The 25,036-nt window shown below is 62.0% G+C and carries 21 protein-coding genes; 2 read left to right on the top strand and 19 right to left on the bottom strand.

The annotated features are described in order from the left end of the window. Positions 1 to 104 precede the first annotated feature (104 nt). Both ND450_RS19565 and ND450_RS19570 read left to right on the top strand, forming a co-directional pair. Positions 105 to 599: a transposase gene (locus ND450_RS19565; protein WP_253327503.1), complete on the top strand. Its 495-nt coding sequence runs from the start codon at positions 105 to 107 to the stop codon at positions 597 to 599. A gap of 610 nt (positions 600 to 1,209) precedes the next feature. Continuing rightward, the gene (locus tag ND450_RS19570; protein ID WP_253327504.1) at positions 1,210 to 1,563 is read left to right on the top strand and encodes a nucleoside triphosphate pyrophosphohydrolase; all 354 of its coding nucleotides are present in this window, start codon (positions 1,210 to 1,212) and stop codon (positions 1,561 to 1,563) included. Between the two features lie 9 nt (positions 1,564 to 1,572). Here the strand turns inward: ND450_RS19570 and ND450_RS19575 are convergent, their stop codons facing one another. The 19 genes from ND450_RS19575 to ND450_RS19665 form a co-directional block, all read right to left on the bottom strand. Then, positions 1,573 to 2,073 (bottom strand): hypothetical protein, encoded by a 501-nt coding sequence (locus ND450_RS19575; RefSeq protein WP_253327505.1) that lies wholly within the window; start codon positions 2,071 to 2,073, stop codon positions 1,573 to 1,575. Then, on the bottom strand, positions 2,070 to 3,227 hold the full coding sequence (locus ND450_RS19580) for a cysteine desulfurase family protein (RefSeq protein WP_253327506.1): 1,158 nt from the start codon (positions 3,225 to 3,227) through the stop codon (positions 2,070 to 2,072). Before ND450_RS19580 ends, ND450_RS19575 begins: the two co-directional genes overlap by 4 nt. Further along, on the bottom strand, positions 3,227 to 5,806 hold the full coding sequence (locus ND450_RS19585) for an SUMF1/EgtB/PvdO family nonheme iron enzyme (protein WP_253327507.1): 2,580 nt from the start codon (positions 5,804 to 5,806) through the stop codon (positions 3,227 to 3,229). Before ND450_RS19585 ends, ND450_RS19580 begins: the two co-directional genes overlap by 1 nt. Beyond that, the gene (locus ND450_RS19590) at positions 5,787 to 6,608 is read right to left on the bottom strand and encodes a hypothetical protein (protein WP_253327508.1); all 822 of its coding nucleotides are present in this window, start codon (positions 6,606 to 6,608) and stop codon (positions 5,787 to 5,789) included. Before ND450_RS19590 ends, ND450_RS19585 begins: the two co-directional genes overlap by 20 nt. A gap of 2 nt (positions 6,609 to 6,610) precedes the next feature. Then, positions 6,611 to 7,606 carry a hypothetical protein gene (locus tag ND450_RS19595; protein ID WP_253327509.1) on the bottom strand — a complete coding sequence of 332 codons (996 nt, stop codon included), beginning with the start codon at positions 7,604 to 7,606 and terminating at the stop codon, positions 6,611 to 6,613. Further along, positions 7,594 to 10,296 carry a putative PEP-binding protein gene (locus tag ND450_RS19600; protein ID WP_253327510.1) on the bottom strand — a complete coding sequence of 901 codons (2,703 nt, stop codon included), beginning with the start codon at positions 10,294 to 10,296 and terminating at the stop codon, positions 7,594 to 7,596. The genes ND450_RS19595 and ND450_RS19600 overlap by 13 nt, the downstream gene beginning before the upstream one ends. Further along, positions 10,293 to 11,045 carry a hypothetical protein gene (locus ND450_RS19605; RefSeq protein ID WP_253327511.1) on the bottom strand — a complete coding sequence of 251 codons (753 nt, stop codon included), beginning with the start codon at positions 11,043 to 11,045 and terminating at the stop codon, positions 10,293 to 10,295. Before ND450_RS19605 ends, ND450_RS19600 begins: the two co-directional genes overlap by 4 nt. After that, the gene (locus tag ND450_RS19610) at positions 11,042 to 11,614 is read right to left on the bottom strand and encodes an HIT family protein (protein WP_253327512.1); all 573 of its coding nucleotides are present in this window, start codon (positions 11,612 to 11,614) and stop codon (positions 11,042 to 11,044) included. Before ND450_RS19610 ends, ND450_RS19605 begins: the two co-directional genes overlap by 4 nt. A 62-nt stretch (positions 11,615 to 11,676) precedes the next feature. Then, positions 11,677 to 12,234, bottom strand: a complete 558-nt coding sequence (locus ND450_RS19615; protein ID WP_253327513.1) for a hypothetical protein — start codon at positions 12,232 to 12,234, stop codon at positions 11,677 to 11,679. Between the two features lie 119 nt (positions 12,235 to 12,353). After that, a complete protein-coding gene (locus tag ND450_RS19620; RefSeq protein ID WP_253327514.1) occupies positions 12,354 to 12,950 on the bottom strand; it encodes a hypothetical protein in 597 nt (198 codons plus the stop codon). Between the two features lie 37 nt (positions 12,951 to 12,987). After that, entirely contained in the window at positions 12,988 to 13,935 is a 948-nt protein-coding gene (locus ND450_RS19625; protein ID WP_256557556.1) for a DHHA2 domain-containing protein, read from the bottom strand. A gap of 260 nt (positions 13,936 to 14,195) precedes the next feature. Further along, positions 14,196 to 16,028 (bottom strand): recombinase family protein, encoded by a 1,833-nt coding sequence (locus ND450_RS19630; RefSeq protein WP_253327516.1) that lies wholly within the window; start codon positions 16,026 to 16,028, stop codon positions 14,196 to 14,198. Beyond that, positions 16,025 to 16,288: a hypothetical protein gene (locus ND450_RS19635; protein ID WP_253327517.1), complete on the bottom strand. Its 264-nt coding sequence runs from the start codon at positions 16,286 to 16,288 to the stop codon at positions 16,025 to 16,027. Before ND450_RS19635 ends, ND450_RS19630 begins: the two co-directional genes overlap by 4 nt. 697 nt (positions 16,289 to 16,985) lie before the next feature. Further along, positions 16,986 to 19,502 carry an NACHT domain-containing NTPase gene (locus ND450_RS19640; RefSeq protein ID WP_253327518.1) on the bottom strand — a complete coding sequence of 839 codons (2,517 nt, stop codon included), beginning with the start codon at positions 19,500 to 19,502 and terminating at the stop codon, positions 16,986 to 16,988. A gap of 229 nt (positions 19,503 to 19,731) precedes the next feature. After that, complete coding sequence (locus ND450_RS19645) at positions 19,732 to 19,989, bottom strand: hypothetical protein (protein WP_253327519.1); 258 nt, start codon at positions 19,987 to 19,989, stop codon at positions 19,732 to 19,734. 19 nt (positions 19,990 to 20,008) lie between these two features. Beyond that, positions 20,009 to 21,174, bottom strand: a protein-coding gene (locus ND450_RS19650; protein WP_253325604.1) for an IS3 family transposase whose coding sequence is annotated in 2 segments (ribosomal slippage) — positions 20,009 to 20,887 and positions 20,890 to 21,174 — 1,164 coding nt in all. Because the reading frame shifts where the segments join, the coding sequence is not laid out codon by codon here. Between the two features lie 45 nt (positions 21,175 to 21,219). Then, a complete protein-coding gene (locus ND450_RS19655; RefSeq protein WP_253327520.1) occupies positions 21,220 to 21,960 on the bottom strand; it encodes a hypothetical protein in 741 nt (246 codons plus the stop codon). 61 nt (positions 21,961 to 22,021) lie between these two features. Beyond that, positions 22,022 to 23,299, bottom strand: coding sequence for a hypothetical protein (locus tag ND450_RS19660; protein ID WP_253327521.1), 1,278 nt, complete (start codon positions 23,297 to 23,299; stop codon positions 22,022 to 22,024). 443 nt (positions 23,300 to 23,742) lie between these two features. After that, positions 23,743 to 25,029, bottom strand: coding sequence for a hypothetical protein (locus tag ND450_RS19665; RefSeq protein WP_253327522.1), 1,287 nt, complete (start codon positions 25,027 to 25,029; stop codon positions 23,743 to 23,745). Between the last annotated feature and the right edge of the window lie 7 nt (positions 25,030 to 25,036).

Consider the following 25,036-nt stretch of genomic DNA (forward strand, 5'->3'; position numbering starts at 1 on the left):
CCTGATCAGGCCAGCCCGGCAAGAAGACACATCACTCAGCCACTTCTCGTACCCGGGACTTCTTCCACTTCGACACCGCACTCGTCAGACGTCTGTACGCGTTGGTGTTCCTTGAACACGGCACCAGACGTCTGCACATCACCGGCGTCACCGCCCGCCCAACGCGAGACTGGACACTGCAGCAGGCCAGGAATCTCACCGCCGACCTCGGAACGCGGATGGAGTCCCTGAGCTTCCTGCTGCGTGACCGTGACGGCAAGTACGGCGAGGCGTTCGACGCCATCTTCGAGGCCGAGGAACTACGTGTGATCAAGAGCGCGCCGCAGGCGCCCCGGATGAACGCCCACTGCGAACGGATCATCGGCACTATCCGGCGCGAGGTACTCGACCACATCCTCATCATGGGAGAAGCCCACGCGCGTCAAATCCTTGCGACCTACCAGGTGCACTACAACGAGCATCGACCTCACCAGGCTCGCGAACAGCTACCACCCGATACCCAAGCGCAGCCTGCTGCAGTGCATGACCTCGATGCCCACAGACTGCTACGCACCCGGATCCTCGGCGGACTCATCAACGAGTACAGATACGCCGCGTGAGGTGCAACGATGACTTTTCGAGCGGCACACGGTCAAAAAGAAGGAGCCAACGGCTCCTGATTCGCTCCTTCCTCCCGCCTGTTGATCATGAAAATGATGATCAAACGAAGATCGTTTCGAGCGCACGAAAAAGCCCACCGAACTGGGCTTTCACCCAGAATCAGCGGGCTGATTCAGACCGTCGGGACGACAGGATTTGAACCTGCGACCCCTTGACCCCCAGATACGGGTTCACGAGCCTCTGACCTGCAAAAACAGGCCCGTTGGACGCAGTCCGGCGCACTTGACGACCCCTCAAGCACTCCTTGCCGCCGTTGGCCGCAGACCCGAAGATCCACTCCTTCTCCGAGCACACACCCCATCGACCCCGTCGCACTTCCAAATTTGTCCAAAAGGGACTTCCGTCAGCACAAACACCAGCCCTCCAATAACTCCAGCCCAACGAACCGCCGTTCAGGGCCGCTCGATGGCGTCCCTCTCCTGATACCGTTCGTGAAACAGGTTCGCTCACGAACGATCAAGTGCTCGACCGAGCCTCTACGCTCTCGCCGATGCCCACAGACGGTGACCAGCAGCAGCTTGTGCGCGCCCGTTGGGCTACGGTCCGCTCATGCGCGTCGAGCACAACAAACTGGTCCGTGACCTCATCCCACAGATCATTGAGGCGGAAGGCCGGCATCCGACTACCCGGATCCTCGACGAGGGCCCTTATCGGGACGCGCTGCGAGCCAAACTCGTCGAAGAGGCGATCGAGGCTCGTGACGCACCCCGCGATCGACTCCCGACTGAGCTCGCTGACATCGTGGAGGTCATCTCCGCTCTTCTGCACACTGTCGAACTCAGCTGGGATGATCTGTTTGCGCTAGCTGACCATAAGCGCGGGCAGCGTGGAGGTTTCGTGGACCGGATCCTGCTGGAGAATGTCCAGGAGCGCGACGATTCCGCGTCCAACCGCAGCCGCTAGCAAGCGTTCCTACGGCTTCACAGGGTTCACCTTGGTTAACGCGCCATCTTGGCCGCGGTGCCACGACAGTCCCGCGCTGTCGCGGAAGGTCAACGTGACTCCCCATCGATCAACAGAACGACCTGACGACGTCAGCGGTCGGCGCAACGGCTCGCTGTTCGGCGGTAGTACGCCGGCATCTAAAGTCTCGACCATCCGGCCGTCAAGGCAGATCTGCGCCGTCAGGTCATAAACCGGCAGTTCGGAGGCGTTACGAACGTTTGCGATCGCTGTATCGGTGGTGCTGTCACGGACCATCGAGACCCAGGCGCTGACCTTGGCGGCCTGCGCGCGCTGCTCTTCGTCCAGACGCTTGCGCAGCTCTGCCTCCGCCCTTCGGTCGCCGGCCTGTTGGATCTTCAGTGCTCGCCAAGCCTGCGTGGCGGCGAACACGGCCGAACACAGCGCCAGCAAGCTTACGAACGCGCTGGCCCAGCTCGGCACGTTGCCCCAGTCGAGGCCTTGCGTCATGGTGCCTCCACTTGCAACTCGTGAATTGCCGTAGCGATCCGGTTCGCCGCGACCACGCCGTCCATGTCGGCGGTGAAGCGACCGAAACTCACGCGCACGGCGTTGGCGGCTAGATGGACGGAGCGGCCCATTGCCCTTAGTACATGACTGGGCCGTGGGTCATCGCTCTCACACGCCGAACCGGTAGAAACCGCGACGTTTGTTAGCTGATTCAGCAGTTCTGCCACCTGGCCGTTAATGAGACTGAAGTTGCTGGTATTGGCAATTCGATTTGCCCCCACACCGTTGAACACGACATTGGTAGTCATGGCTGTGAGGCGAGCCTCAAATGCGTCTCTGATGGTGCGTATGCGGCGACTGTCGAAGTCCTGTTCACCGACCGCCAGCTCCAGGGCCCTGACGAACGCGACAATGTGCGGTACGTTCTCGGTGCCCGGACGCAATCCGAACTCCTGCCCGCCGCCATATAGCACCGGTCGCAGTCGTCCAGCCATCGTATTCTCCCGAAGCATGAGCACGCCAACACCTGGCGGTGCGTAAATCTTGTGGGAGGACGCCACTAACATGTCGACCGATCGCCGTAGCAGCGATATGGGCACTTTGCCGACTGCCTGGCCAGCATCGCATAGGAGCGGCACGCCATGAGCATGCGCAAGCTCTAGTGCCTCATCAAGCGGCTGGAGGACTCCGGTTTCGCTGTTGCACCACTGGAGCACCACCAACGATGCCGGTTCTTTCAGCGCGAAGGCAAGAAACGCTAGGTCCACCCTGCCATCGGCATCCACCGGCAGTTTTTCTACGTGCGCGCCGCCGTGCGCAAGTGTGCGACACAGCTCCAAGACAGCACGGTGCTCGGTCGCGTTAACAAGCACTCGGGCAGGCCGCATGCCGACCAGTGCCAAGTTCAGCGCTTCGGTGGCCCCGGAGGTGAAAATCACCTGGTAATGACAGCCGTCAAAAAGGCGGGCAACCTCAGCACGCGCGGCATTGAGTGCGACGGAAGCGTCCCGACCGAAGCGGTGATGACGGTTGGACGGATTGCCAGGAAGAGTGAGCAGCGCATGATTCAGCGCGTCGACCACACGTGGATCAGACGGAGTGGCAGCATTGTAGTCGAGGTACAGGCAGTCGGACGTTCTCTCTGTGAGCCGCATCAGCGCCGCTCCTTGATCCGAAAACCCAGGTCGAAGTGTCGGTCTCCTGGGAAGTAATGGTCTCGATTGGCAAGTCGAGCGTGATCGTGACCATTTAGCCACGAACCGCCGCGAACGACCCTTGGCGCCGCCCCTGCGAGATCTTCACGGCCGTCCCGGGCATGATATTCGCCGTAGTCACGGAACTGGCTACCACACCATTCCCAGACATTGCCAGCGCAATCTTCTACGCCATAAGGGCCTACATAGGACCCGAAGAGGCCGACGCAGGTTGTCTGACCGATTTCGGTCTCAAGTGTGTTGGCGGCCACAGGAATCGGTTCGTTACCCCACGGCCACGCACGCCTGTCAGTACCACGTGCCGCTTTCTCCCACTCGGCCTCCGTCGGCAAGGATATATCCCGGTCGAGAACCGATGAAAGCCACTTGCAATACGCGGCGGCCTCATACCAAGAGACACCGACGACTGGATGGTTTAACATAGTCCACAGTGGATTATTCCAATATGCTGGTTCACCAATCCTGTGGGTCTGGCGCCAGGACCAGCCGGCATCTGTCCACAGGTGGGCCGCATCGGATCGATAGCCGCCCGCCTCTATAAAGCATGCGTACTGCGCATTCGTTACTGGAAACCGACCAATGGCAAACTCACCCACATCGACCAAGTAGCTGCCGGTCTGCATGGACGGCAAGTTGATACGAGCGGCTTGCGCTGAGTGTCCCATAGGGAATGGCCCAGCTGGCACCCACATGAGCGCGGCCTCGGCCGAGATGATCTCGGGGCGGGGATCCCCCAGTGCACCGAGAATCCGGCCTGCCGCGGCACGAAGGCGAGGGTAAGTCAGACCAACACGGTCGTCCAAGAGTCGCTCGCGGATTCTGCAAGTCACGTCTTGGTCCAGGTTTTGGCCGAGCTGCCATTCGATACATGCCTGCCCTGCCAGCTCCAACCCCGCGAGTTCGACGTCAGCTTGTGGTAACGGTCCAGGTATCAAGAGTCCAAGTCTGCGTACGAGGTCAACAGCGGTTTCAGGGTCTGTGGTGGATAGGTGCCCGATACAGAATAGGATCGGCTCCCGCCACCACGGCGAAGCGATGCGCGCGTTTCCCATCGAGAATTCTGCGATTGCCGCAGCCGATCGGAGGGTATCGGCGAAGTATCGGCCGACCAAAAACTCCTGGAACGCTAAATGTGCGAAACGGTATGAACTGCCCTCCAGCTCAAGCAGGCCGCCACGCTGACGAGTGGCCTCGACGAAGCGGTCTGCGGCCCTGACCGCCTCAGCGGTATTCAGACCTTCGCCTAGCAACGAGACTGCAAACCCACGCAACTCATCGTGGGTGAGGAAAGGATTCTCCGAACGTTCGCGCTTATGGAGTTCGAAGGCAATCCGACACAACAGTGCCCGCTGAAGGATGGCAGGACCCGCTACTTCGGTCAGCCGCTGTGCCACGGCAGCGTCGGCGTGGTAAGTCGCCGCCAGTAAAGCGTCGATGTACGCGGCGAACAGTTGCGCACGTTGCTCGACTACGCGATGTTCGCCCAGGTGAAGAGTCAACAGCATGCGGACCATTAGCGGGCTAGTGATCAATCGTCCAGCACCGAGACCGAGGGTTTCGCGGTGTTCCTCTAGCGTATCAACCGCACGGATTAGATCGGCCTTGTTCTTGACCTGCTCTTGAGGGTCGACATAGAGGCCGTCACAGAGTGCGCTGACCATAGAATTGACCTGCTGCCGCTCCAGCGGGCGGATCTCGAACTCTGGAAAACTGGGCGGCAACACGGCGCCCCCTCGGTACGCAGATGGCCGCGCCGTAACCAGAATTGAGCACGAGAGAGGCGTCTGAGCAATGTCCTCGATTGAGCGGCTAACCATGATGCGCTGATTCTCGTCAGCGATCTCATCGAGCCCGTCCAGCAACAAAACTAGCGGAACCCCACGCTGCAGTAGTCGGGCGAAAAAGTCCTCAGGCAGGTCCAGGTACGCTTGACGAAGGATCACGTAGTGCTCGGCGAAACGCAACAGCGTAAATTCTCGCGGATTGGCTCCGTAGGGGCGGCCATCAAGAAAGGTCGCGAATCCGTTGAGTGGAATAAACACCGGCACAGGGACGCGTTCGCCCAGGCCAAGCTTCCCCGTCATATTTGCTTCGGGGTTCAGTGCTGACTCTGCAAGTGCGAGTGCGATATATTTAAGTACTGTGGTCTTGCCGGAACCGGGGCCCCCAGTAATTACGGCGGTTGAGCTGACCCCAAGGATGGACTCGGCGACGATCTGATGATCGCCTGATCGCTGTTCGCCGGGAGGGCCATATGGCCCTCCCGGCACGAGTGCACTAAAATCGATCGGCTCAAGCGCAAACCCGGCTGCAGGCGGGGTGCTACGCGGCGGCGTGGCGCTCTGCGTTGCACCCGTAACAGTCAGGGATACGTACGTCGTTATCAACGGAAACATCGCCGACCGTGCCCCGTTACGGCCGATGCCCCGGATTACCACGTCACGGTGCGCCAAGCGAATCCAGGCGATGTAGTCGCGAAGTGCTCGAGTCAGGTCTTCGTCAAGTCCATAGTCCATCATTGGCGCTGCTCTCGATCTCAGTGTCCCAATCGATGATCGTCAGTCGACCGTCGCTGACCTTAAAGCAAAAACAAATCTCCTGTGCGCCGATATCGTGTAGGGCGGTCACGAGGTCCGCCATCGCAGGTGCACGGGTGGCCAGCATGCGCGCCACCTGACGCAGATCGTCGATCCAGATGCGGTTGTCAGGCGGTGGATATGACGATGTATCAGGCACACGGAGCGTCTCCACGGTGAAGCCGAGTCCACCAAGCGACCGTACGGCCCGCAGATAAGGCAAGTCAAAATCGGGCAAAAGCGCGCTTTCAACCTTGCGAGGACTGCCGTACCAGACCAACTCCAGGAATTGGTCCCGACCTCCACCAGGATAGGTGAGACGTCCCCCAAGGTTGAACCCGTCTCGCCCAACCGAGGAGCCACAGCACCACAACTCGTGTTCGAGTCCCTTGTACGACCGCTGAATCTCATCGAGGGTCTGATCAATTTCCTCAGGAAACGTAAGACGGTAGTTCGCCAGCTGCGCACCGACACCCCACGGTACAATCTTGATGACGACGAGTTGTCCGGTTCGGTCGGTGGCTGCACTGAACTGCTCGCGAATCCACGTTCGCGTCCCGTCGGTGTCGCTCAGCGCGAACCGACTGATCTGGCTGGCGATCTTGCCGATCGGCTCGAGCCCTACCCGATCCATTACGAGATACTTGAGCCACTTGAGCGGTTCTGTGGCCAGCTCGTGCTCGCTCAAAGCTGAAGTCCCTGCAACGGCGATGAGGGCGAACCGCTCCCGCACGTCAGTCTGCATGCTCATGATCGGGCCTGTTCTTGAAGACAATTCCCCGGTGTCACTACCGCTTCGAGCGATTCATCGAGGCGTTGCGCCAACGCCTCGATCGACCTCATATATCGGTTCTGCTCGGGAGGACTTGGTCGTCCGCGGGGAATGTCGAATACGGGAATCCGCCCCAGGCTCACCGCCTGCCCGACGAATTGACTAAACGGAAGGTGACCGAGAACCATGTCCTGCATCGCGGGTGGGACAGAGGGCTCTTCCGTAGCGCGCGTCAGCGCCAGGCGCAGCCTATTTCGCCAACGCGGATTCCGACTAAGCAGAGCAGGGATCGCGACGCTGTCATGGAAGCGAGGCACTGAGTCGTGGCGTACGAAACAGAGGATTATTGCAGAAACGTCCAGAGCCCACTGAAGCAGCGTATTATTTGCCAGCTGCTCGCCGAACAGGTGGGCTTCCGGCTGCCCCTCGCACGTCAGGAACACATACTGCGGATCAGTCGCACGCACGATTCGCCGGACGGCCGAGGCAAATTCCGCGCTGCGGTTGGTGACGACGGGCATCTTGGCCGGCGGACTCGGCACCTCGAGCGGCACCATGAAGACGCGATGCCCCTGGCTGGAAAAACTCGACACAGCGGAGCGGTACTGTTCGATTCCGGGGCCTAACAACCGGATCGGTGGCGCATCGCCGTAATATCCTCTGTCGCTCGAGTCGCCGGCCATGCCTTCAGACGCATGTGCACCCAGTGTCGCCGCAGTTAGTTCCAATAACGCAGAAGGATCGGTTGCAGTTTCCTCACCGCAGCAGTCCACGATCCCAGCCAGCGACGCTCGTTCCTGCACGAGTGAAGCCGCAAGGCCAAGGTGGTTGAGCATTTCGTAGCGGCGTCCCAGGTCTACCCAGAGTGCCGTGCTTGGATCCTTACGTCGAGACAGCAGCGCGACCGTGAGGCTCGGCAAATGTGACCACACGCCTGCTCCACGCCGGGAGGCCATGGTCACGATGTGCATGGCATCTCCCACGGTGCGACTACCGCGCTCTCAGTGGACCTCGAGTCCGTCGAGGACTGCGGAAGCGCTCGCTGTCCTGCGACCAGACGTGCGCAGGCCACTCGTAACGGCGTACTGCTTACGTAGTCGATGCCTATTCGGGAGAAAAACGCTACCGCTCTGGCATCCACGCCCAATTCCCCGCATACACCGATCGGGATACCTGGCGCCGTCTCGCGAGCTTGGCGTACGGCCAGCGAGATGAGGGCACCTAGCCCCTCTTCGTCAAAGCGATCAAACGGCGCGAGGTTGAGGTCCCGGTAAAGACCATGGTTGAGGAAGCTATCGCCGGCAGAGTCTCGCGAGCACGCCCAGGTGAACTGAGTGAGGTCGTTGGTGCCGAACGACAAGAAATCCGCCGTTTGGGCTAGTTCCCCGGCTAGCAGCGCGGCACGTGGTGTCTCCACCATCGCTCCGAACCGAACGACGACATCTCGGTCAGCGCCAAGGCGGCTCGTGACAGTTCGCTTGACCAGTCCACGCAGGGCAACCAGTTCAGTGGGTGCGGTTACGAACGGGACCATGATGTCGACGAGTACGCGTTGGTGCACGTCAACATCCGCAGCGAGGCACACTGCGGTCATGATCGCCTCGACCTGGGCAGCAGTGAATTCGGGAGCGAGCACGAGCAGCCGCGCGCCACGGAGCCCTAGCGCCGGATCCGACCCCGTCAACCGCGCAACGGCCCGTCTATAGTCGTCAGGTGGCAGATTTAATCGACTAGCGAGGTCTATGTCGTCCGGGGATAGGAACTCCGATCCGGGGGCGTCCACAAGTCGTACAACTACTCTTTGCCCTTGCGCCACGCGCAGAATCGCCTGCAGTTCGACGGAGATACCCTCGCAAAGATCGGCGAGAATCTTGCGGTAGCGGTCGTTGAGGGGGTGTTGGTCGAGATGATGTGTCGCGTCGGCTAGCGAGGCCAGCGCCCCACTGCTGGCGCCCCACCGGTCCACCGCACGGGCAGCGCGGGCCTTGACTGCCGTCTGCGGCGCAGTGGCAACCGCGAGCACCAGTGCCTCCTGGAGAGTCGACAGGTATGGCGAGCCACCAAGAAGATGCTCTAGTCGACACAGCCCGATCCCGCGAGCACCGTCGCGGACAGCCACTCCTGCATCCTGGGCGGTATCGGCGTTGGCGAAGACAGCCAGTCCAGCCTCAGCGTCGCAGCGGTCCAGAACGGTTCGTAACGCCTCAAAAGCGTGTGGTGCAGGATGAACGAGGGGCATCTGGCCGGCGTATACGGCGCCGCTCAACCCGTCCATGCTGATCATCGTTCCGACCGGAACCCGCCGTTCGCCGAAACGCGTCCCGCCAAGGTCCGCTTCGACAGCGACCGCTCCGACACCCATCACGCACGGTCGACCTGTTCCCCGGGCGATTACCGCGACATGCGACGTCACTCCGCCATGCACGAAGACGAGGCCGTCTGCCGCCATGATCCCCGCGATGTGTTGCGGATCTGGGTGATCGGCCACATAGATCACCGGGTGCCCTCGGCCGCGGTATCGTAGCGCCGCATCCGGGGTAGTGCACAGCACGCCAGAGCACGCGCCGGCAGCAACTCCCGTGCCCTTGGCCAGCAATGCTGCCTCAGGCGACTTCGTCAGGTCCAGCCGGGGCGTGAGAATTAGATCGAGGTCCGCCTTAGTTAGCCGCGTTAGGGCACTTCGCCATTGCTGGATATCTGACGCACGAGCGGCTTCCGCAGCGATCTCCACACGTGCGGCGGCGGACTCGTCCACAGGTCCGTAGTCATCGATCAGAAGCTCTGCACCCACTGCGACCGCGTCGAGTCGGGCAATTCGGGCTGGGTCCATACGCACGATGGCCTTCCAAGACCGGCGTACGTGCTCCAACAGCCACGTCGGCACATCTGAGCAGGTCGCATCCGTTAATGCGATGGCATCGCCTCCGTCTCCCCAGGTAAGCTCCTGCGGCGGCCGATTCGGCAGTAGATACGCCTGGCAGCGGGCGGCACCAGTTCGTAGGTCGCGCGAGTAGATGCGCACGCTGCCCAACAGCTCCGACGTGCGCTCCGAGTAGTCGCGGCGCACACAGCATGAGATCCACGCGTTTGGATCGGGCGCAGCTAACCGCAACCGCTCCACGATGAGCGCAAACTGCTCGACGGCTGTCTCCGGGAAGGGCATACCGGTCTGTCGTGCGAAGTGGTCCTTCCCTTCTAAGACCAGCTTCGACAGCGCAGTTTCTGGAAGGTCGCGATCCCGGGTCCTTCCGTGCTCAGCAAGGGCAGCGAGTTCAGTTTGCTCGAACGGGGTTCCGACGACCCCAACCGCGTCTACTGCGAACTGTTCTACAAACCGCTTCGCGACCAGCAGGTTAGGTTCGGCAGGCAAGTCCAGAAGAGGTAGGAGCTGGCCGACGCGACGTGGCGCCTGGTTGCTCCGCCATCGCAATGTCGCACGAACACCGCCCAGCCCGTCACTGAACCGGTCAGCGAATATACCTGCGAGTGCGGTCTGTGGTGCCTCGCTACCGAAAAGACGGGAATCTGGTCGAAACTCAGCAACGACCCCTGGGACGGTGGGCAGGCCCATCTCACACGCTCGGTCGAGCGGCCACCGGAAGAACCCCTCGGCACCACTTTCACCGAAGCCGCGCAGCCAGGAAATCGTGTCCGCAGTCATCTGTACTCCTCGCCAATTCGGTCGGCTGCACCGTTAGGTTCGAGCTGATCGAGTTTGTCGACGATGTCGAACCCGTCGACGTAGCGCAGGCGCCCTGCCAACCGCTCCCAGCGCTCACGGAATCCAGTGATGAAGGCGTCTTGCTCGGCGAGCTTGGCCGGGATCAAAGCTCGACCTGACTGGGTCGAGATAGCATCCTTGAGGGAGTATAGGTGTCGTACGTAATCGAGCGTGAAGCTGTCGAGCTGAGGCTTACGATGCTCGCAACACGGATCGCCCGGATGATGCAACGGACGCTTGATCCACGTGCCATAAGTGAGCGTCATGCGGACGCCGCTGCTTCCCATGCGGTCCAAGGTGTCGCTATCGCGGACCACTAATACTTCTGGCGGCTGGAGCGGAGGGAGAGAATTGTCAGCCTCATGGTGAGCAACGGCCATATACACCAGTTCGCTTACTTCGCCCAATGCAGGGATGGCGGCACAAACCTCCCGCGCAAGCTCAATCCCTCGAGCGATATGGTTACGCCGACCGGCGGTTAGGTCGAGCCCAGCATCCATGAGATAACAAGCTGCTCCGACCGGCAGAGGATCAGCCGATTCCGCCTCGGCAAGCCGCATGCCGATCGCATAAGCGCGATGAGCGTGGTCAGTTCCGTGACCAAACGCGGCATTCGGTGCCCACAGATGCTTCACCAAGTCCCAGACTTGGTTGTGCACCTGCTGGAGCAAATCTTTCGGCCGCTTCACTGAACTGCTCCCTCGCGACTCTGAAATAACGCAACCGTTTCGGTGAGGTTGTCGCTGAGTATGTGTTGTCGCCAGTCCCAGACCCTGCCTGGTAATCCGAGTTGCCGAGCGATCTCGATCCGAAGGTACTGCTTGGGTATGTCTATCAATTCGTCCGCGACTAGGCCTGCCCCCGAAGGGGCACCCGCGTAGATGTAAGGACGATCGCGTTCCGCCCAGTACGACAGCTCGTCGAGTGAGGACACTTCGGTCAGGCGATAGCGCGCGAGCGGCTCCCGCCAGTCGAGTGCCGCCGGCACTAGGTGCAAGTGCGCATGGGAGACGCACCCACCGCCGTCGGAGGCCGAGTCAGTGCCGTGCTCGAGCAGCACTGGGACACCAACATGCTCGATGAGCGTCGCTGACAGATCAGCAACGAGCGTCCCGAGCTGCGGGCGGTGCACGTCCGGAATGGCGCCGAACGACAGTAGGTGCCGTCGAGGCACCACGATGATGTGCCCAACAACCAGGGGGCTAATGTCGGCGATTGCCAAGAAGTCTGCAGTCTCACGAAGCAGGCGAGTCGGCACTGTGACCCCTTCGCGGTCTGGTGGTAACCCCGTGACGATCTCGGTGCAGAACGGACATGACATCAGGCACCTCCCCAAATTGAGCCCTTAGGTGGCTGCCGGACGATGGCGCCGAGGTGTGCCGTGCGTGGGTCGGTCCATGGCGGGGTCGAGCACGTCTCCCAGGTCACAGCATCGGGTGCGGTGAGTTCGAGCAGGCCAGCCAGTACTCGCCGGAACAGGCGCCGCGGCGGGGCAGCGGCGTAGTCGATGCGGTAGTGGCGGCTTAGGTCGCCGACGTAGTAGTAGTCGTCCGCAGCCGCCGTGGTGTACCAGTCCTGCGCCTCGTCGCCGGTCATCAACATCGGGCTAAGGCCGCTGACGCATAACCTCTCCACTACGCCGTCTAGCGCCGCCGCGCCGAAAGGTACCGGCAGCGCGTTGTGATGGGCATGGGTGCAATGCAAATCGGCGGTCAGAGCGCGTTGGGCACCCACACCATGTTCAAAAAAGAGGGCCGGATGGCCGTACACGCTGCGGAATGCAGTGTCTATCCGATCACGCTCAGCGAACAAAGCTCGTCGCGTTGGCGTATCGACCCCTTTGAACGCGGCCACGTGTGAGATCGTGGTGATCAGCAAGTGTCCCGGCAGCAGAGGTCCCTTTGCCAACACCACCCTAATCACGTCATCGCCACGCAGGACCACACGTGGATCAGATGGGACACAGAAGGGGCAACAATGCGCGTCATTGGGTACGGTCATAATCGACTCCCATCCGGGCGCTCTGTACCCTCTGCACGGATTCGCTCATCGATACCGCACAGCGATATAATCTTCGCCGTCGCCGCGGGCACCAGATGTTTCCAGGGCTGCCCAGCAGCAATCCTCCAGCGGATATCAGCTCCGCTAATCCCTTTCCGCACGCGACGCCACAACACCTTTGTGACTAGGCCATTATTCTCCAGGCGAGCCTTTCGCTCCGGGAGCCACGGATCGTCGTCATAAAGAGTCAGAAGAACCAGAGCATCACGCGGAAAATAGTTCAACCAGCTTTCTGGTACATTAATAGGAAATGGAACTACTTCGAACCGATTGCGCGAAACCCCAGCGTCACACAAGGAGTTGGTCACCATCAGGAGGCGTTCATAGTATGTCGCAGGATTGGACTCCGGGAGGCCACGCACCGGATCAAGACGCTCGTGACGAATGTAAGACGGATCCGGATTGGTGATTCCAATGACGCACCGTTGACCTTCATTCACTGCGGCCAGCAGGTACTCGAGGTGCTCGTTGTGGAAAGGCTGAAACTTCCCACATGCTGCGACGAGACTGGCGGATCCGAGCATGCTTGCCATCTCCAACTCTCCAGAACGCGTCTGACAGACTCAGCTTCTAGGCGCCATCGTTCCGATTATCCTTTGCGGTAAACGCGATCAAACCCGGCACGAAGTCGGTCTTGCGGAGCAGAATTCGAGGCGCCCGTGCGATGTCTCCGTCGAACTCCAGGCCCAGCGACCGGGTCAAGAGCTCGCGGGTAGCTGGGTGCACCGCGACCACCGTCGTGGTGTGGTCCAACAGCCCTATCACGGACAAGAACACGTGCTCGGCATCGTCGCGCGCGTCCGCCAACTCACAGAGCCGTTCGGATAGGTCCGCGCGATTGATGAGTACCCCCGGCTCAGTGGCCTCGATCTGCGTAATACCAACCATGATCCGGCCGATACGAAACGCTTTATAATCCCTTACCAGCAACTCCGCCGTCGTCAGTTCGGAGGTGTCGGACAAAGCATTGAACATCTCGCGCACAAACGAATCAGGGATTGACGCGACCGGCCGCAGCCATTCGAGCACCGCATGGTCACGCTCCGAGGTGGACGGGGCACTGAGGTTCAGCGTGTTAGAGATTACAGCCGCCGCCAATAGTCCGGCCACCGGCGGCGACGGAGAGAATCCGGCCGTACGGAACCGTTCAGCGATCAGTGTCGCCGCTGCGCCAACCTCTTCGTTTTGCACGGCGGCGCGTGGGAACGCTTCGGGATGTCCAGCTGGGTGGTGATCGATGATCTCAATCACTCGCGTGGCATCAAGCTTCTCGGGCAGTTGCTGGGGATGGTGTGTGTCGACCAAGACGACTAGGTAGTCGCCGACCAGCTGCACGGCAGCAGGCGGCGGCTCGACTCCGAATCGGGCTAGCACGAGCCGCGTCTCAGGATTGATCTGTCCCCACGCGACCGGCTGGAAGTGATCGTTTCGAGTGCGCTCGGCAAGCTCTGCATACGCAATCGAACAGCACACCCCGTCGGTGTCAGGATTGACATAAGCGAAGACGTAGCGGTTCAGAGCGTGTCCTTAGCTTGGGGCAGCCGCGGAGGCCGCCAGAGTGGTTACAGGCAGCAGGAACTCTAGAGCGATCCTTACCATGGTGCCGAACGCAATCGGGCGAAAAAGTTGCGGACAACCTCCCATCGACGTGGTCGGCGGTGCACCATGCAGGATGCTATAGACATCGTTGTCCACATGAACGCTGTTATCAGCCAAATGGGTGATAACAGCTATGCTTCGCAGTGGTGCCGACTACTAGTGATCAAGCGGATAATCGATCACGTGAAAGTCGGCATCTGGATGCTGACGGTCGCTTGATCGCTGTAGTCCTGCAGCCGAACGGTGAGCTCGATGATCCCGAACAGCCGGTGGAGCAAGGGTGCCGGAGCACGCACAAGACACTCACCAAGTCCGGCCAGCCGTTCTGCCAACACAGGAACGTCCTGCTGCCGCAACGTTTCCTCATCTGCGGCGAGCTCGAAGCGGGCGACCTCGGCGGCCACCGTGGCCTTCTGCGTCTCCAGATCGTTGTAGCTGGTACGGAGCGCGGCCGTGAAGGGATCATGGGGAGCGCCATTGCGCGCCTGATGCAAGAGGTTCTGCTGCTGCCGCTCCAGCGCCGTCAGACGACGTCGCCACCACTCCTGCTCCGTCACGACGCCGTGCGCGCTACGTCGATCACCGCCGCCTCCAGCGGCCTGCAGGAGGAGGGCGAGCTCGGGCCGAAACAACTGCTCCGCGAGCAGCGACGCGGTGGCGCGCAAGATCGCCTCTTCCCGGATGTACACCGCTTCGATCCCCGGCGGATGCAGACCGATCCGCCCTCGATTGTTGTTGCGGGGCCAGCACATGTAGTAGACGAGGCCACGCCTCTGGTTACCGAACATCCTGCGGCCGCAACTGCAGAACACCATGCCCCGCAAGGCATACGTGCGCTTGGCCTGAGGGTGCGAGGAGAACGTGGATCCAGAGCGTGAGCCCCGCTTGGCTTTGCTGGACACCGCGATCTCGTCGAACATCCACTTCGGGATGAGGGGCTCGTGCGCGGGTTCGCTCGACCACACCCAATGACTCGGCGGGTTGGTCTTCCCCTGCTTGGATCGCGTCGCCCGGCGGTTGAACACCTGATAGCCGGTGTACTTCGGGTTGGACAGGACGGCGCAGACGCTGGACTTGCACCAGGTACCGCGGGCACGCTCTTTGTTCGGAGGCTCCGGCGGCGGGTAGGTGGCGAGGTCTGCGTTGAGCCGGTCAGCGATGGCCCCGTAGCCGAGTCCTTCGTAGTACCGCCACGTCGCGATCTGCGTGACCGTCGCCGCCCGCGTGCCGTCTGGCTCGAGCCGGGTCTTGGTGAGACCCTTCTCCGCTTTAGCGGGGTTGGGGTGGCGGTAGGTCTTGCCCTTGTAGCCGTAGAGCGGTTTGCCGATATTCCAACCTTCGCGGACATGCGTGCACAACCCGCCCCAAGACTGCTCCAGGGTGTTGAGCACCTCGTACTCGGCCACGGCCTGATTGATCCTGCGTTGCAGGACCAGCTGAGCCCTTCCGCCGTCGAGCTTGATCGGCTCGTTCCACGCGAACAAGGGCACCCCGCCCTTGTCCAACACCCGCTCGACCGACAAGCCCTCATACATCCGGCGCGCCACACGTGCGGTGGACTCGCAGATCACCACATCAAAACGCCGGCTGGAGTGCTGCGACTCGTCGAGAAGATCAGCGATACCCCCATCACGCGCGATCGGGATGTCGAACTTCTCGTAGCCGGTGCCATGACCTCGTTGATCAAGCTCCATGCGACCGGACTCGACGTCGTAGAAGTGGCAGACAATCACCCACGCGGCTGGAACCGCCCCGCGGCAGCGATCCAGTTGCCGCATCAGCGATTGCCGCGGATCTTGCCGATCGTGAGTGGAGGTTCTACCGATCCACGCGACCCGGACTTCGCCGAACAGCAAGGACAGCGGCATCCCGAACGGCGACACCGCCAGGTCCGACAATCCGGACGCCCCAGGACCCGCCGTCATCGCGCATTCTCGACCCGATACGGCACCGAATGGCAACATCAGCGCGGCGCCGTTGGAGGTGTAAGCCTGGTTGCGCGACGTCGTCATACCTGCCGCTCCGCGCTGTCGTCGGCCTGAGCCTGCTGCCCTGCCCAATGAAGCAACTCGCGTACCACCGCGGTGAGCTCCAGACGCCGACGTTCACCGTCGACGCCACCGATCCGGTTTACCTGACTGGAGAACAGGTACCGGCCGCCTGTGCGCGAGCCCTCCCAAAGATAGGACCAGGCCACACCTGTGCTCTCGACGTCAGGACGATCTCCTTGACCACGGGCAAGCTCGCGCTCAGGGATCAAGTCCAGCTGCACACCTAAGTGCTCATCCATACGTATCCGGGGGTTTCCTTGCTGCGAGTCCGCTGTGCGGCAGCAGATCTCACAAGATCGTGACATGCGGTGGATCTGACGCGACGACGCTCTTGACAATGTTCCTCAAGAGCATCTGCCGCTTCGGCAGCGTCCACTTCGACCGTGTGGTGAACGCCGTCCGGCCAGAGGGTGTGTGGTAACTGGGCGAAAAACTACCGTAAGGAGCCTCTTGCCCGGCCATGCTCACAGAGTTCGCCACTCGATCGAGGGAACATGCATCAAGGATCAGACGGCCTGTCCTTGATCATTAGGGTGTGCGACCAGCCCACTGCTGGCAAGTCATCGGCGAGTTGATCAGCAACAACGTTCCGCTCTTTCCCTTTTCGATCCCTGTTCCGCGACCATCGACAGCTATCGCCGGTCCTGCGGATCCAGCCGAACTCGGCCGCCGCACACTGCGGGAAGCTGCGGGGCCAGCACAATCGCGTTGGCCAGTGGCTCCCAGTCTGACCACTCAGCGAGGCTGTTCACCTGATCGGCATCCTGAACCACTCAGTCCGAAATCGTGCCACGAGTCGCCGGCTACTGCCGATGAGACCGCGCGCGGCTGATCCATCGCTCGCTAAACGGCGCAGCCGATGACGCGCGATCGGCGACGGCGGCGAGGCCTTGCCCGTTTTCACTGATACTGAGGCGGTCACAACGCCTCCAATGCGTCCTGCACCTGGTCTCGCTGGCCTGGGCTGAGAGCGGTTGATTGAGCCAGCGCCTCATACAGGTCCAGTGCGAACTCCGGGCTGTTGCACTCGACCTCCTCGCATGCGCTGAGCCTGATACGGAACGGCTGGGCGTCGTCCTGCACAAGTCGCGCCAAGAGCGTCGGCGCGTAGCCCTCACCTACGTTCGCCAGGTACGAGACGGTCAGTCTCGTCGGCTGTAATGAGACGAACAGGTGATAGGCATCGTCTGGTTCGTACTCGGCCAAGGCCGTACAGGCAGCGACGCGGTAATCGTCATCGAGCTCTGCCGCGCCGACCACGAGCCGGAGACCTGCCACCTTGTCCTCAGGCGACGGCGTCCCGAACGTCGCTCGCGGGATCGCTTGCTGGTGGTAAGCCGGATCCGGGTACTTCTCGTAGTTTTCAAAGGTTAGCCACTGAATCGCAGCGGCGACCGGTCCTCGTTGCCGTACCAAGGCATCGATGATGCCGAGCCGGTCGGACTCGTCGACATCAACGTCGACGCTCAACGCCAACCGGTGCACAACGCCCTCCCCCGGCCACCAGTCGTCGAGTGCCTTGGCTGCGGCTGCCCGTGTCTCGAGGTACTGATCTGGGTCGCTGGCGAGCGTGCGGAGCGCCCCTTCGGTGAGCTGGCCGTGCTCACGATCATCGATCACCTCCGCGAGGGTCTCTGTAGCAAGAGGGAATGCGGATACCAGCTCGGCCGCGAGCCGGTCGTCGCCCACGTGGTCCATCACGAACCTGATGAACTCGCGCTCTCCCAACAGAAGGTCGTCGCTGCTGAAGTACTTGTTCTCGGCGTCGAGCAAGGTAGCGACGATGTCATCGAGACTGAAGTCGGACATATGCCTTGCGGCGAAGTACTCTTCGAGCGAGGGGTGCGCGAAGACAAGATCGGCGCCGTCCAGAGCCATGAGCCCACTTTCGAGCAGGACAGCGCAGACGGTTTCCGGCCAACGCCTATGCATACGCGGTGGTACTTCGATGCCGCGTTCGCTGATCCACTCCACGGCTAGCTTCAGGTAGTCCACCTCAAGCGAGAGAACGTATCCCTGGAATGCAACTTCCTTCAGCAGAAGCATAATCCGGTCCTGCACGGCGGCGATGACCGGGTGCGCAGCCTCCGGCAACTTGCTGACGAGCAGTTCGACGAACGCGTCGTAGACCTCTGTGCGATTGGATGGCATCGGGCCGGCGTTTGTCTCGCTGGCCAGCGCGCAGATCATGCTTGCCATCAGCGGGTTGTACGTCCCCTGCTCGATGGCGGACCGCAGCGCCAACGCTGCTTGATGCTGAGATGAACTGCCTGATCCCGCGAACCACTGAGCGACAAAAGACTCGAGGCCGGCTTCGTCGAGCTCGGCGAGGCTGTGTTCGACGAAGCTCGCCGAGAGCTTGTCTTGGTCACGCGGATGCAGTGGCCGTGAAGTCACCACGACGTGCATCGACGGGTGAGCGGCCGCAGTGAGGAGTGCATCCAGCGCGTTGGCGCGGACCTGTTCGAGCACCTCGTCGAGGCCGTCGACGAGGATCAGCCACCGGATCGATGGCAAGGTCCGATTGAAAAAGTCATGGTTGAGTCCACGGTGCAGGCTTGTACCTACAGCGGTGGTGGCACCTATGTGCAGAGCTTCGACGAGCGGCTTTCGCTCGGCGAGGTCACGGGCGTGCAGCAACACCGGAGACCACTGTTGTGGGTCGCCGCTAAGCCAGCGATCGGCCAACGTCGTGGCGATGTGACGGAGCAAGGTGGACTTTCCTGCACCAGAGCGTCCAGTGATGACCAGGTGCCGACCGGCTGCCAACGCCTGCTCCCACGTCTGGCTCTGCCCGTCGCGGCCCTTGAGGAGCTGCGGTTGGTAGAAGTCGTTGTTGGGGGCAATCGCACCGGTGTAGGGCCAGCCATGTCGAAGGCCGCTCGCCCGCACTGCGGCGAGATACTCCTCATCTGCACGCAGCGCGGCCGGCAGGTCCCGCGCATCCAGACCCAGCCGACGGTAGGCCATCTCCACCAGATCAGGTTCCGACAGCAACGCCGCAAGACGGTTGCCGTCGAACACCTCGAGCTGCATCCCATATGCGTCAAGCGCTTCGTCCTCTAGGGCATGAACCTGTGAGACCGGAACATCAGCCGTGAGGAAGGCGTACACCAGCTTCGCCGATCCTGCGATCTTCGCCAGGTCATTCCGGATCTTCCCTAGCAGCTTTCTCTGCTGCGTGGTGCAGATCCCCACGACGCGGCGAGCATCCGGCCCGTCGCTGACCCTGAGGTATGACTCGAAATCGCGGCCCTGGTCACCACCCGCGCCCACCGGACCGGTTGCTGGAACGAAGTTGCCGCCCAAGCGCGCGTTGGCGAACTGACGGCATAGCTCCTCGAACTCGTGGTGCCTGTTAAGCACGCCTAGCTGATGCAAAGCGAAACGGATCCGATTCCGTACCTCGTCGCCGAGCGGCACCTGTCCAAGCACCCCAGCAGCCTAGCCGGGAGAAGGACCTCGTCGATGCACTTGTGCAATCGAACGCCTCGTCGGTATCAGAGACGTAGACACGCCCGCCGCCGCCATCCGCTACACGTGCCTCCAAGGAATCGGTGTGTGCAACCCGCGAAACCGCCCGCAGCAAAGCTGACCGCGCTACTAGTGCTCGATCAGCGGTCGTCGTCTTGCTGCTGCGCTTACGAAGTCGACGGCGAGTTGATCAGTAGTAGCGTTCACGCTCTTTCCAGGCGGCGTAGTGATCCAGTTCTTCACGCATGTCTTTCTGAAAGTCGGCGCGTAGGCCTTCTAGCGTGGGCGCCGCCCCAGAGGCCGCTGACCTCAACAGGTCCGGGAGCGGCCAGGTGAGAACTTGTCCGTCCCAGCCGCAGTAGACCGCCACGGTGTCGAAGCGGAAGGTGTCGAAGCGATCCAGTAGTACATAGCCGAGCAGTTGCCGCAGCCATAGGGTCTGCTGCACCGATAGGTGACAGTTGTAGTCACGCAGCCTGACTGGCTGGCGTGGACATGATTACTTCGTATTCGATGGGGGTCAACCTGCCGAGGGCGGCTTGGCGTCGGCGGCGGTGGTAGGTGCGTTCGATCCAGGTGACGATCGCGATCCGCAGCTCGTCACGGGTGGACCAGGAGCGCCGGTCGAGAACATTGTTCTGCAGCAACGCGAAGAAGCTTTCCATCGCCGCGTTGTCACCCGCCGCGCCCACCCTGCCCATCGACCCGGACAGGCCGTGGCGAGCAAGTGCACGGACGAACTTCCTTGATCGGAATTGCGATCCGCGGTCGGTGTGCACCACGCAGCCGGCGACGTCACCGCGGCGGGCGAGGGCGTTGGTGAGCGCGGTGACGGCGAGGCGGGACTTCATCCGGGAATCGATCGAGTAGCCGACGATCCGGTTGGAGCAGACGTCCTTGACCGCGCACAGATACAACTTTCCTTCTGTGGTGCGGTGTTCGGTGATGTCGGCCAGCCACAACAGGTTCGGCGCGGTCGCGGTGAAGTCACGCCGGACCAGATCGTCATGGACCGGCGGGCCGGCCTTCTTGCCGTTGCGGCCGCGTTTCTTGCCGAACGCGCTCCACCAGCCCATCGACGAGCAGATCCGCCACGCGGTCCGATCCGACATCGACAGGCCGGCGTCGCGCGCCTCGTCGGCCAGGAACCGGTAGCCGAACTCCGGATCATCGCGGTGCGCGTCGAACAACGCGTTCGCCCGCCGCGCCCGCTCGAGTTCAGTGACGGCGACCGGGCGGGCACGCCACCGGTAGTACGGCTGTCGAGCGATGTTCAACACCCGGCACGTCACCGCGACGGGAATCCCGTCCGCGGCCAGCTCGTTCACGAGCGGGTAGAGCCTTTTCCCGGCAGGTTCGCCTGCGACAAGTACGCGGTCGCCCGGCGCAGGACCTCGTTCTCCTGCTCCAGCAGCTTGATCCGCTTACGCGCCTCGCGCAGCTCGGCCGACTCGGCCCGGCTCGCACCGGGCTTGGCGCCGTCCTCGATCTCGGCCTGGCGCAGCCACTTGAACAACGTCATTGGGTGGACCCCGAAGTCCTTGGCGATCTGCTCGACGGTCACGCCGGGCTCGCGGTCACGGGCGACCCGCACGACATCGTCGCGGAACTCCTGGGGATAGGGCTTGGGCACAGCGACATCCTCCCAGCTCGCCATCACGGCAAGCCAACTCAGATGTCACCTATCGGTGCAGCAGACCCATACGGCTACATCCGCCTGGGAGGGTTCGACGGCGAGCTTGACGTCGACCAACGTCCGACCGATCACCAAGTCAGCTACTCCGTACCCGTTCGCCAGTTCCGGCGCAATGATCACTTTGTCGCCCAACGCAAGCAGCGGTTGGCGGCCTCGGTCCAGGTAAACCTCCCAACCCTGGCACAACGCCTCAAGAAGTTCGGGGCTGCCCTCGAAGCCCTGTTCTTGCATCACCGCGCTGGCAAACAGCGCGCGGCGTTCGTCGACTGTGCGCTTGGCTCCCCAGCGATGCATGGGCTGTCTGAACGAGTCGAGGTGCAAGCAGGCCGACAAGGAAGCTCGCTGTCCCTCATCCACGCTGATCGGGTGGCGGGCTCGTGTCCAATGACGCAGGACAGGATCCGTCGTTCCGCTCCCAGGCAGTACACGAACCGGCGTGTGCTCGAATCCGGCAGCGGCGAGCAACGCCGCACAGCGGTCGGCGGGGAGATAGGACAGCTCCTGCAGCCGCGGAGGCGCATCGGCCAGATCCAGACCGATGCGAAGTTCCAGCGCCCACCCGATGCTGTCGCGTCCGTTGGGTCGCGCCAGAGCGCCATTTCGATTTGCGGAGGCCAGCTTCTCGACCCACGCTTCAACCACGGAGTCCCTGTGCGGCAGATGTTCATCTAGGAACCGCGACAGGGACGTTCCGGAGTACTTGGCCTGGTCTTGAATGCCCACGACGACACTCCCTCATGATCACGCCTGCCGTGCTCACGGTGCCGGTGAGAACTCAGGGTGTCTACTGGCCAGACTCACCCCATCGCGGCAGGGGTGAGGGGACTCGCACGTCAGGCATGGGGGTTTCGGCGATACTGACTCCCAGTTGCTGGCACATCGCTGAGACCTCGTGCCAGCTTCCGGAGCAGACAGAGTCTGCAGCGCACCGCGAGCACGGTCCGCTCGACGCATGCGCCTGATCGCCGGCCAAGACGTCACGAAGATGACCGTATGCGGTCTGTGGGTCGTCGGCGCGAACCAGGTACCACACGCCGTCTGGCTGCTGCGCAGCGAAGCCGGCGGCCACGTCCGGGCGGCGCGGCGGTTCCAGTTGACCGTCGTGAAGGCGGATCAACAGCAGTCGATCAAGATGATCGACCTCGTCGCCGGAGATGTCGCTCTGCTCATGCCACTCCAGTGCGTCGTGCGGTGTGCCTGGACCCCAGAGCAACTCACTTGGATACCGCGTCGTCTCGAACATTGCGTCGAACTGCATGAGATCGACGTCGTCCGGAACGGCGCGAACTAGCATGCATGTCACGACCTGTGCATCCTCGACATCACGCAGCACGCCCACTGGTCCGATGGTGATGCGGTTGTCGTCCCACATGATCGCCAACACTTCGCGTCGCACGGGTGCGGGATGCAGCCGTCCTCCTGGGGTACGAACGCCCCACAGGCAGTTGATGATCTCGGCGATGTCGCGGATGGCTCGTGCCGCGTCAACTGGTGTGCCCAGGTTGTAGCCCGATGGGTGCGCGACCGTGTTCCTCAGGTCCACCTGTGGCTTTTGCAGACGTCGGGCCCATTGTCCGGGCAGCAGGCCTTCCCGGCGGGCCCAGCTGAATAGCCCTGCCAGCATGCCGTTGAACTCGATGGTGCCGCGTGTTCGGGGAAGCCACAGCTGCCACTCGGCGTTCTTCTTCTTGCGCAGCTTGTCGAGGGCGTCTCGCACGTCGTCGAACGTCCGGACCGGGTGCCAGCGCTTCTCGCCACGCTTGTTGACGAACGGGATGTTCCATTCGTAGTACTCAAGAAACCGGTCGCGCAGCGCCTGCTCGATCGTCAGCCGCGCGAGGTCGCCAGCCATCGTGAAGAACTCGTAGTCGAGAACGCCGTACTCGAAGGCCTTTCGCGCTCGATCAAAGCTGGCCTTCGTGCCGTGGGCGACGGCGTCCGCGAGGTCGGTGCTTGCAAGGACATCCTGCTGGTATTCCAGAGCCGCCTCGGGCGTCAGCGTATGGGTGATGCCGAGCCCATACGGGGTGAACGCCAACGTCTGGACGTCCGGCGTCTGCAACTCCTCAAGAGTTCTCCTAATCACGACAGCACTCCACGTCATCCGGCTCCAGCTCGCCGTGGATCATGTGGATGCGAGCCGAGCAGAATGCCACAGACGCATCCGTTTGTCACGCCTCATGCACCGTTGCGTGTCGATCGACAAACCCACGGCCGGACAGGCGCCACCTACATCCAGGACGACCAGGGATAGATGGACTCAAGTTCGCAGGAGCCCGCCGGTCTGGACGGGGTCTCGGCTGGCCTGCTCCCTTGACCCCGGTTTGACTCTGGTGCGGGCTCAGGACGATCCCGGCACGACGTCCGGTGGCGTCTGTATCAGTCGATCGTTCGACTTCAAGGGCGCCGCCCTCGTTCTAGACATAACGGCTTACGCGGCCTGCCTTCGGAGCGGATGCTAGATCGAGGACCCCTTCCGGGGACGTCCCGCCTCAACCAGTCTGATCATGCTGATGAGTCCTCACCAGCGAGAAACGCAAGCTCCCCGGTCAAGGTCTGGAGCATCTCCAGACTCGGTATCGCCCCGTCGAGGGTTTCGACGCTTCTGTTCCGGGACTCAGCGAGCCGCTCCAGCCAGTCATCCAGCTCCTTTTCCGCGCGGGCCTGGAGCGCGGCATTTTTGGCACCTTTGCCGAGTGTCGACATCACGCCGAACCCGGCGACTGCCATACTCCATGGGATCGGGGTAGAAAATCCAGGAACTCGAACCGTTCTGCCTGGCGCTAGCATGCGGGCGCCGACATAAGCGGCACCAGTACTGGCTACCTCTAGTGCTTGGCCTGGTTGGATCAGGTGCTGCCATTTTGGCCGGAACAGCTTGCGGATATCGGCGTCCAATTGGGCGAGTCGACCACGCACATCGTCGATCTCAGCACGAAACCGGGCCGCGGATCGGGTCATGCTCACAGTCCGGGTTCTGACGAGACCAAGATTTCCGTCGTGGAAGCAGACCGCGATCTGCGCGAGTTCCAGTTGCACTACAGCGAGGTGGATCTTCCCGAGCAGATCGAGGTAGAGCATCACCTTTTCGACGGCTTCATCGCTGACGATCTTCCTCGCTTGATGCGACGTCGTTGGGTCGCCCTCTTCCAACCTCGTCACCGCATCTTTTAGGTGACGCACGCACTTGTGCATCGCATCGCCCAGGCCATTTCGAGCGATCGGGATCTCGCTCGCCTCGATGCCGTCCGTACCGTGTTCACGAAGTCGCGTCACCAGATCGTCGACACGCTCTATGGCGTTCTCGACTGCACCGACTTGATCAGACTGCAGGTGTTGGTAGACGTCGGCCACTCGCTGCCGGATGACGCTGATATCTCGGGCCATTTGGGCGGCCTGAGCCTGTGTCGCGATGGCGCTCAGGACTGCGGCCCCACCCGCCAGGATGGCGACACCACTACCGGGACGGACCCTCATCAGATGCGCGAACTTGCCGCTTTCGTCACGAAGGACGGCTTGTACCCAGTCGCCCTCCTCGGTGACTTTCCGGGCTGTCGACCACATCGCCCGAGAGACGGCGTCGAGCTCAACTAGACCGCCGGCCCAGCGCTGTGACTCGACGAAAGCCCGGGTCGCCGGCTCCAATGCCCGCAGCAGAGAACTCCACTCCCCAGCGGCAAGATCGGCGATCCGGCGGCCCCAACGCGAACACTTCGCCTCGGGACCGATCACGATGGCGCGATCACCGGTAATACGAACGACGATTTCGTCGGGCTCATCCCTCTGTGCCACTGGGTGC

The sequence above is a fragment of the Lentzea sp. HUAS12 genome (assembly GCF_024125735.1).
Taxonomy (GTDB): Bacteria; Actinomycetota; Actinomycetes; order Mycobacteriales; family Pseudonocardiaceae; genus Lentzea; species Lentzea albida.

What these genes read in the sequence shown, in the direction of transcription:
- ND450_RS19570 (WP_253327504.1), top strand. Translation starts at nt 1,210, where the DNA reads ATGCGCGTCGAGCACAACAAACTGGTCCGTGACCTCATCCCACAGATC.
- ND450_RS19575 (WP_253327505.1), bottom strand. Translation starts at nt 2,073, where the DNA reads ATGACGCAAGGCCTCGACTGGGGCAACGTGCCGAGCTGGGCCAGCGCG.
- ND450_RS19580 (WP_253327506.1), bottom strand. Translation starts at nt 3,227, where the DNA reads ATGCGGCTCACAGAGAGAACGTCCGACTGCCTGTACCTCGACTACAAT.
- ND450_RS19585 (WP_253327507.1), bottom strand. Translation starts at nt 5,806, where the DNA reads ATGATGGACTATGGACTTGACGAAGACCTGACTCGAGCACTTCGCGAC.
- ND450_RS19590 (WP_253327508.1), bottom strand. Translation starts at nt 6,608, where the DNA reads ATGCAGACTGACGTGCGGGAGCGGTTCGCCCTCATCGCCGTTGCAGGG.
- ND450_RS19595 (WP_253327509.1), bottom strand. Translation starts at nt 7,606, where the DNA reads ATGCACATCGTGACCATGGCCTCCCGGCGTGGAGCAGGCGTGTGGTCA.
- ND450_RS19600 (WP_253327510.1), bottom strand. Translation starts at nt 10,296, where the DNA reads ATGACTGCGGACACGATTTCCTGGCTGCGCGGCTTCGGTGAAAGTGGT.
- ND450_RS19620 (WP_253327514.1), bottom strand. Translation starts at nt 12,950, where the DNA reads ATGGCAAGCATGCTCGGATCCGCCAGTCTCGTCGCAGCATGTGGGAAG.
- ND450_RS19630 (WP_253327516.1), bottom strand. Translation starts at nt 16,028, where the DNA reads ATGACGACGTCGCGCAACCAGGCTTACACCTCCAACGGCGCCGCGCTG.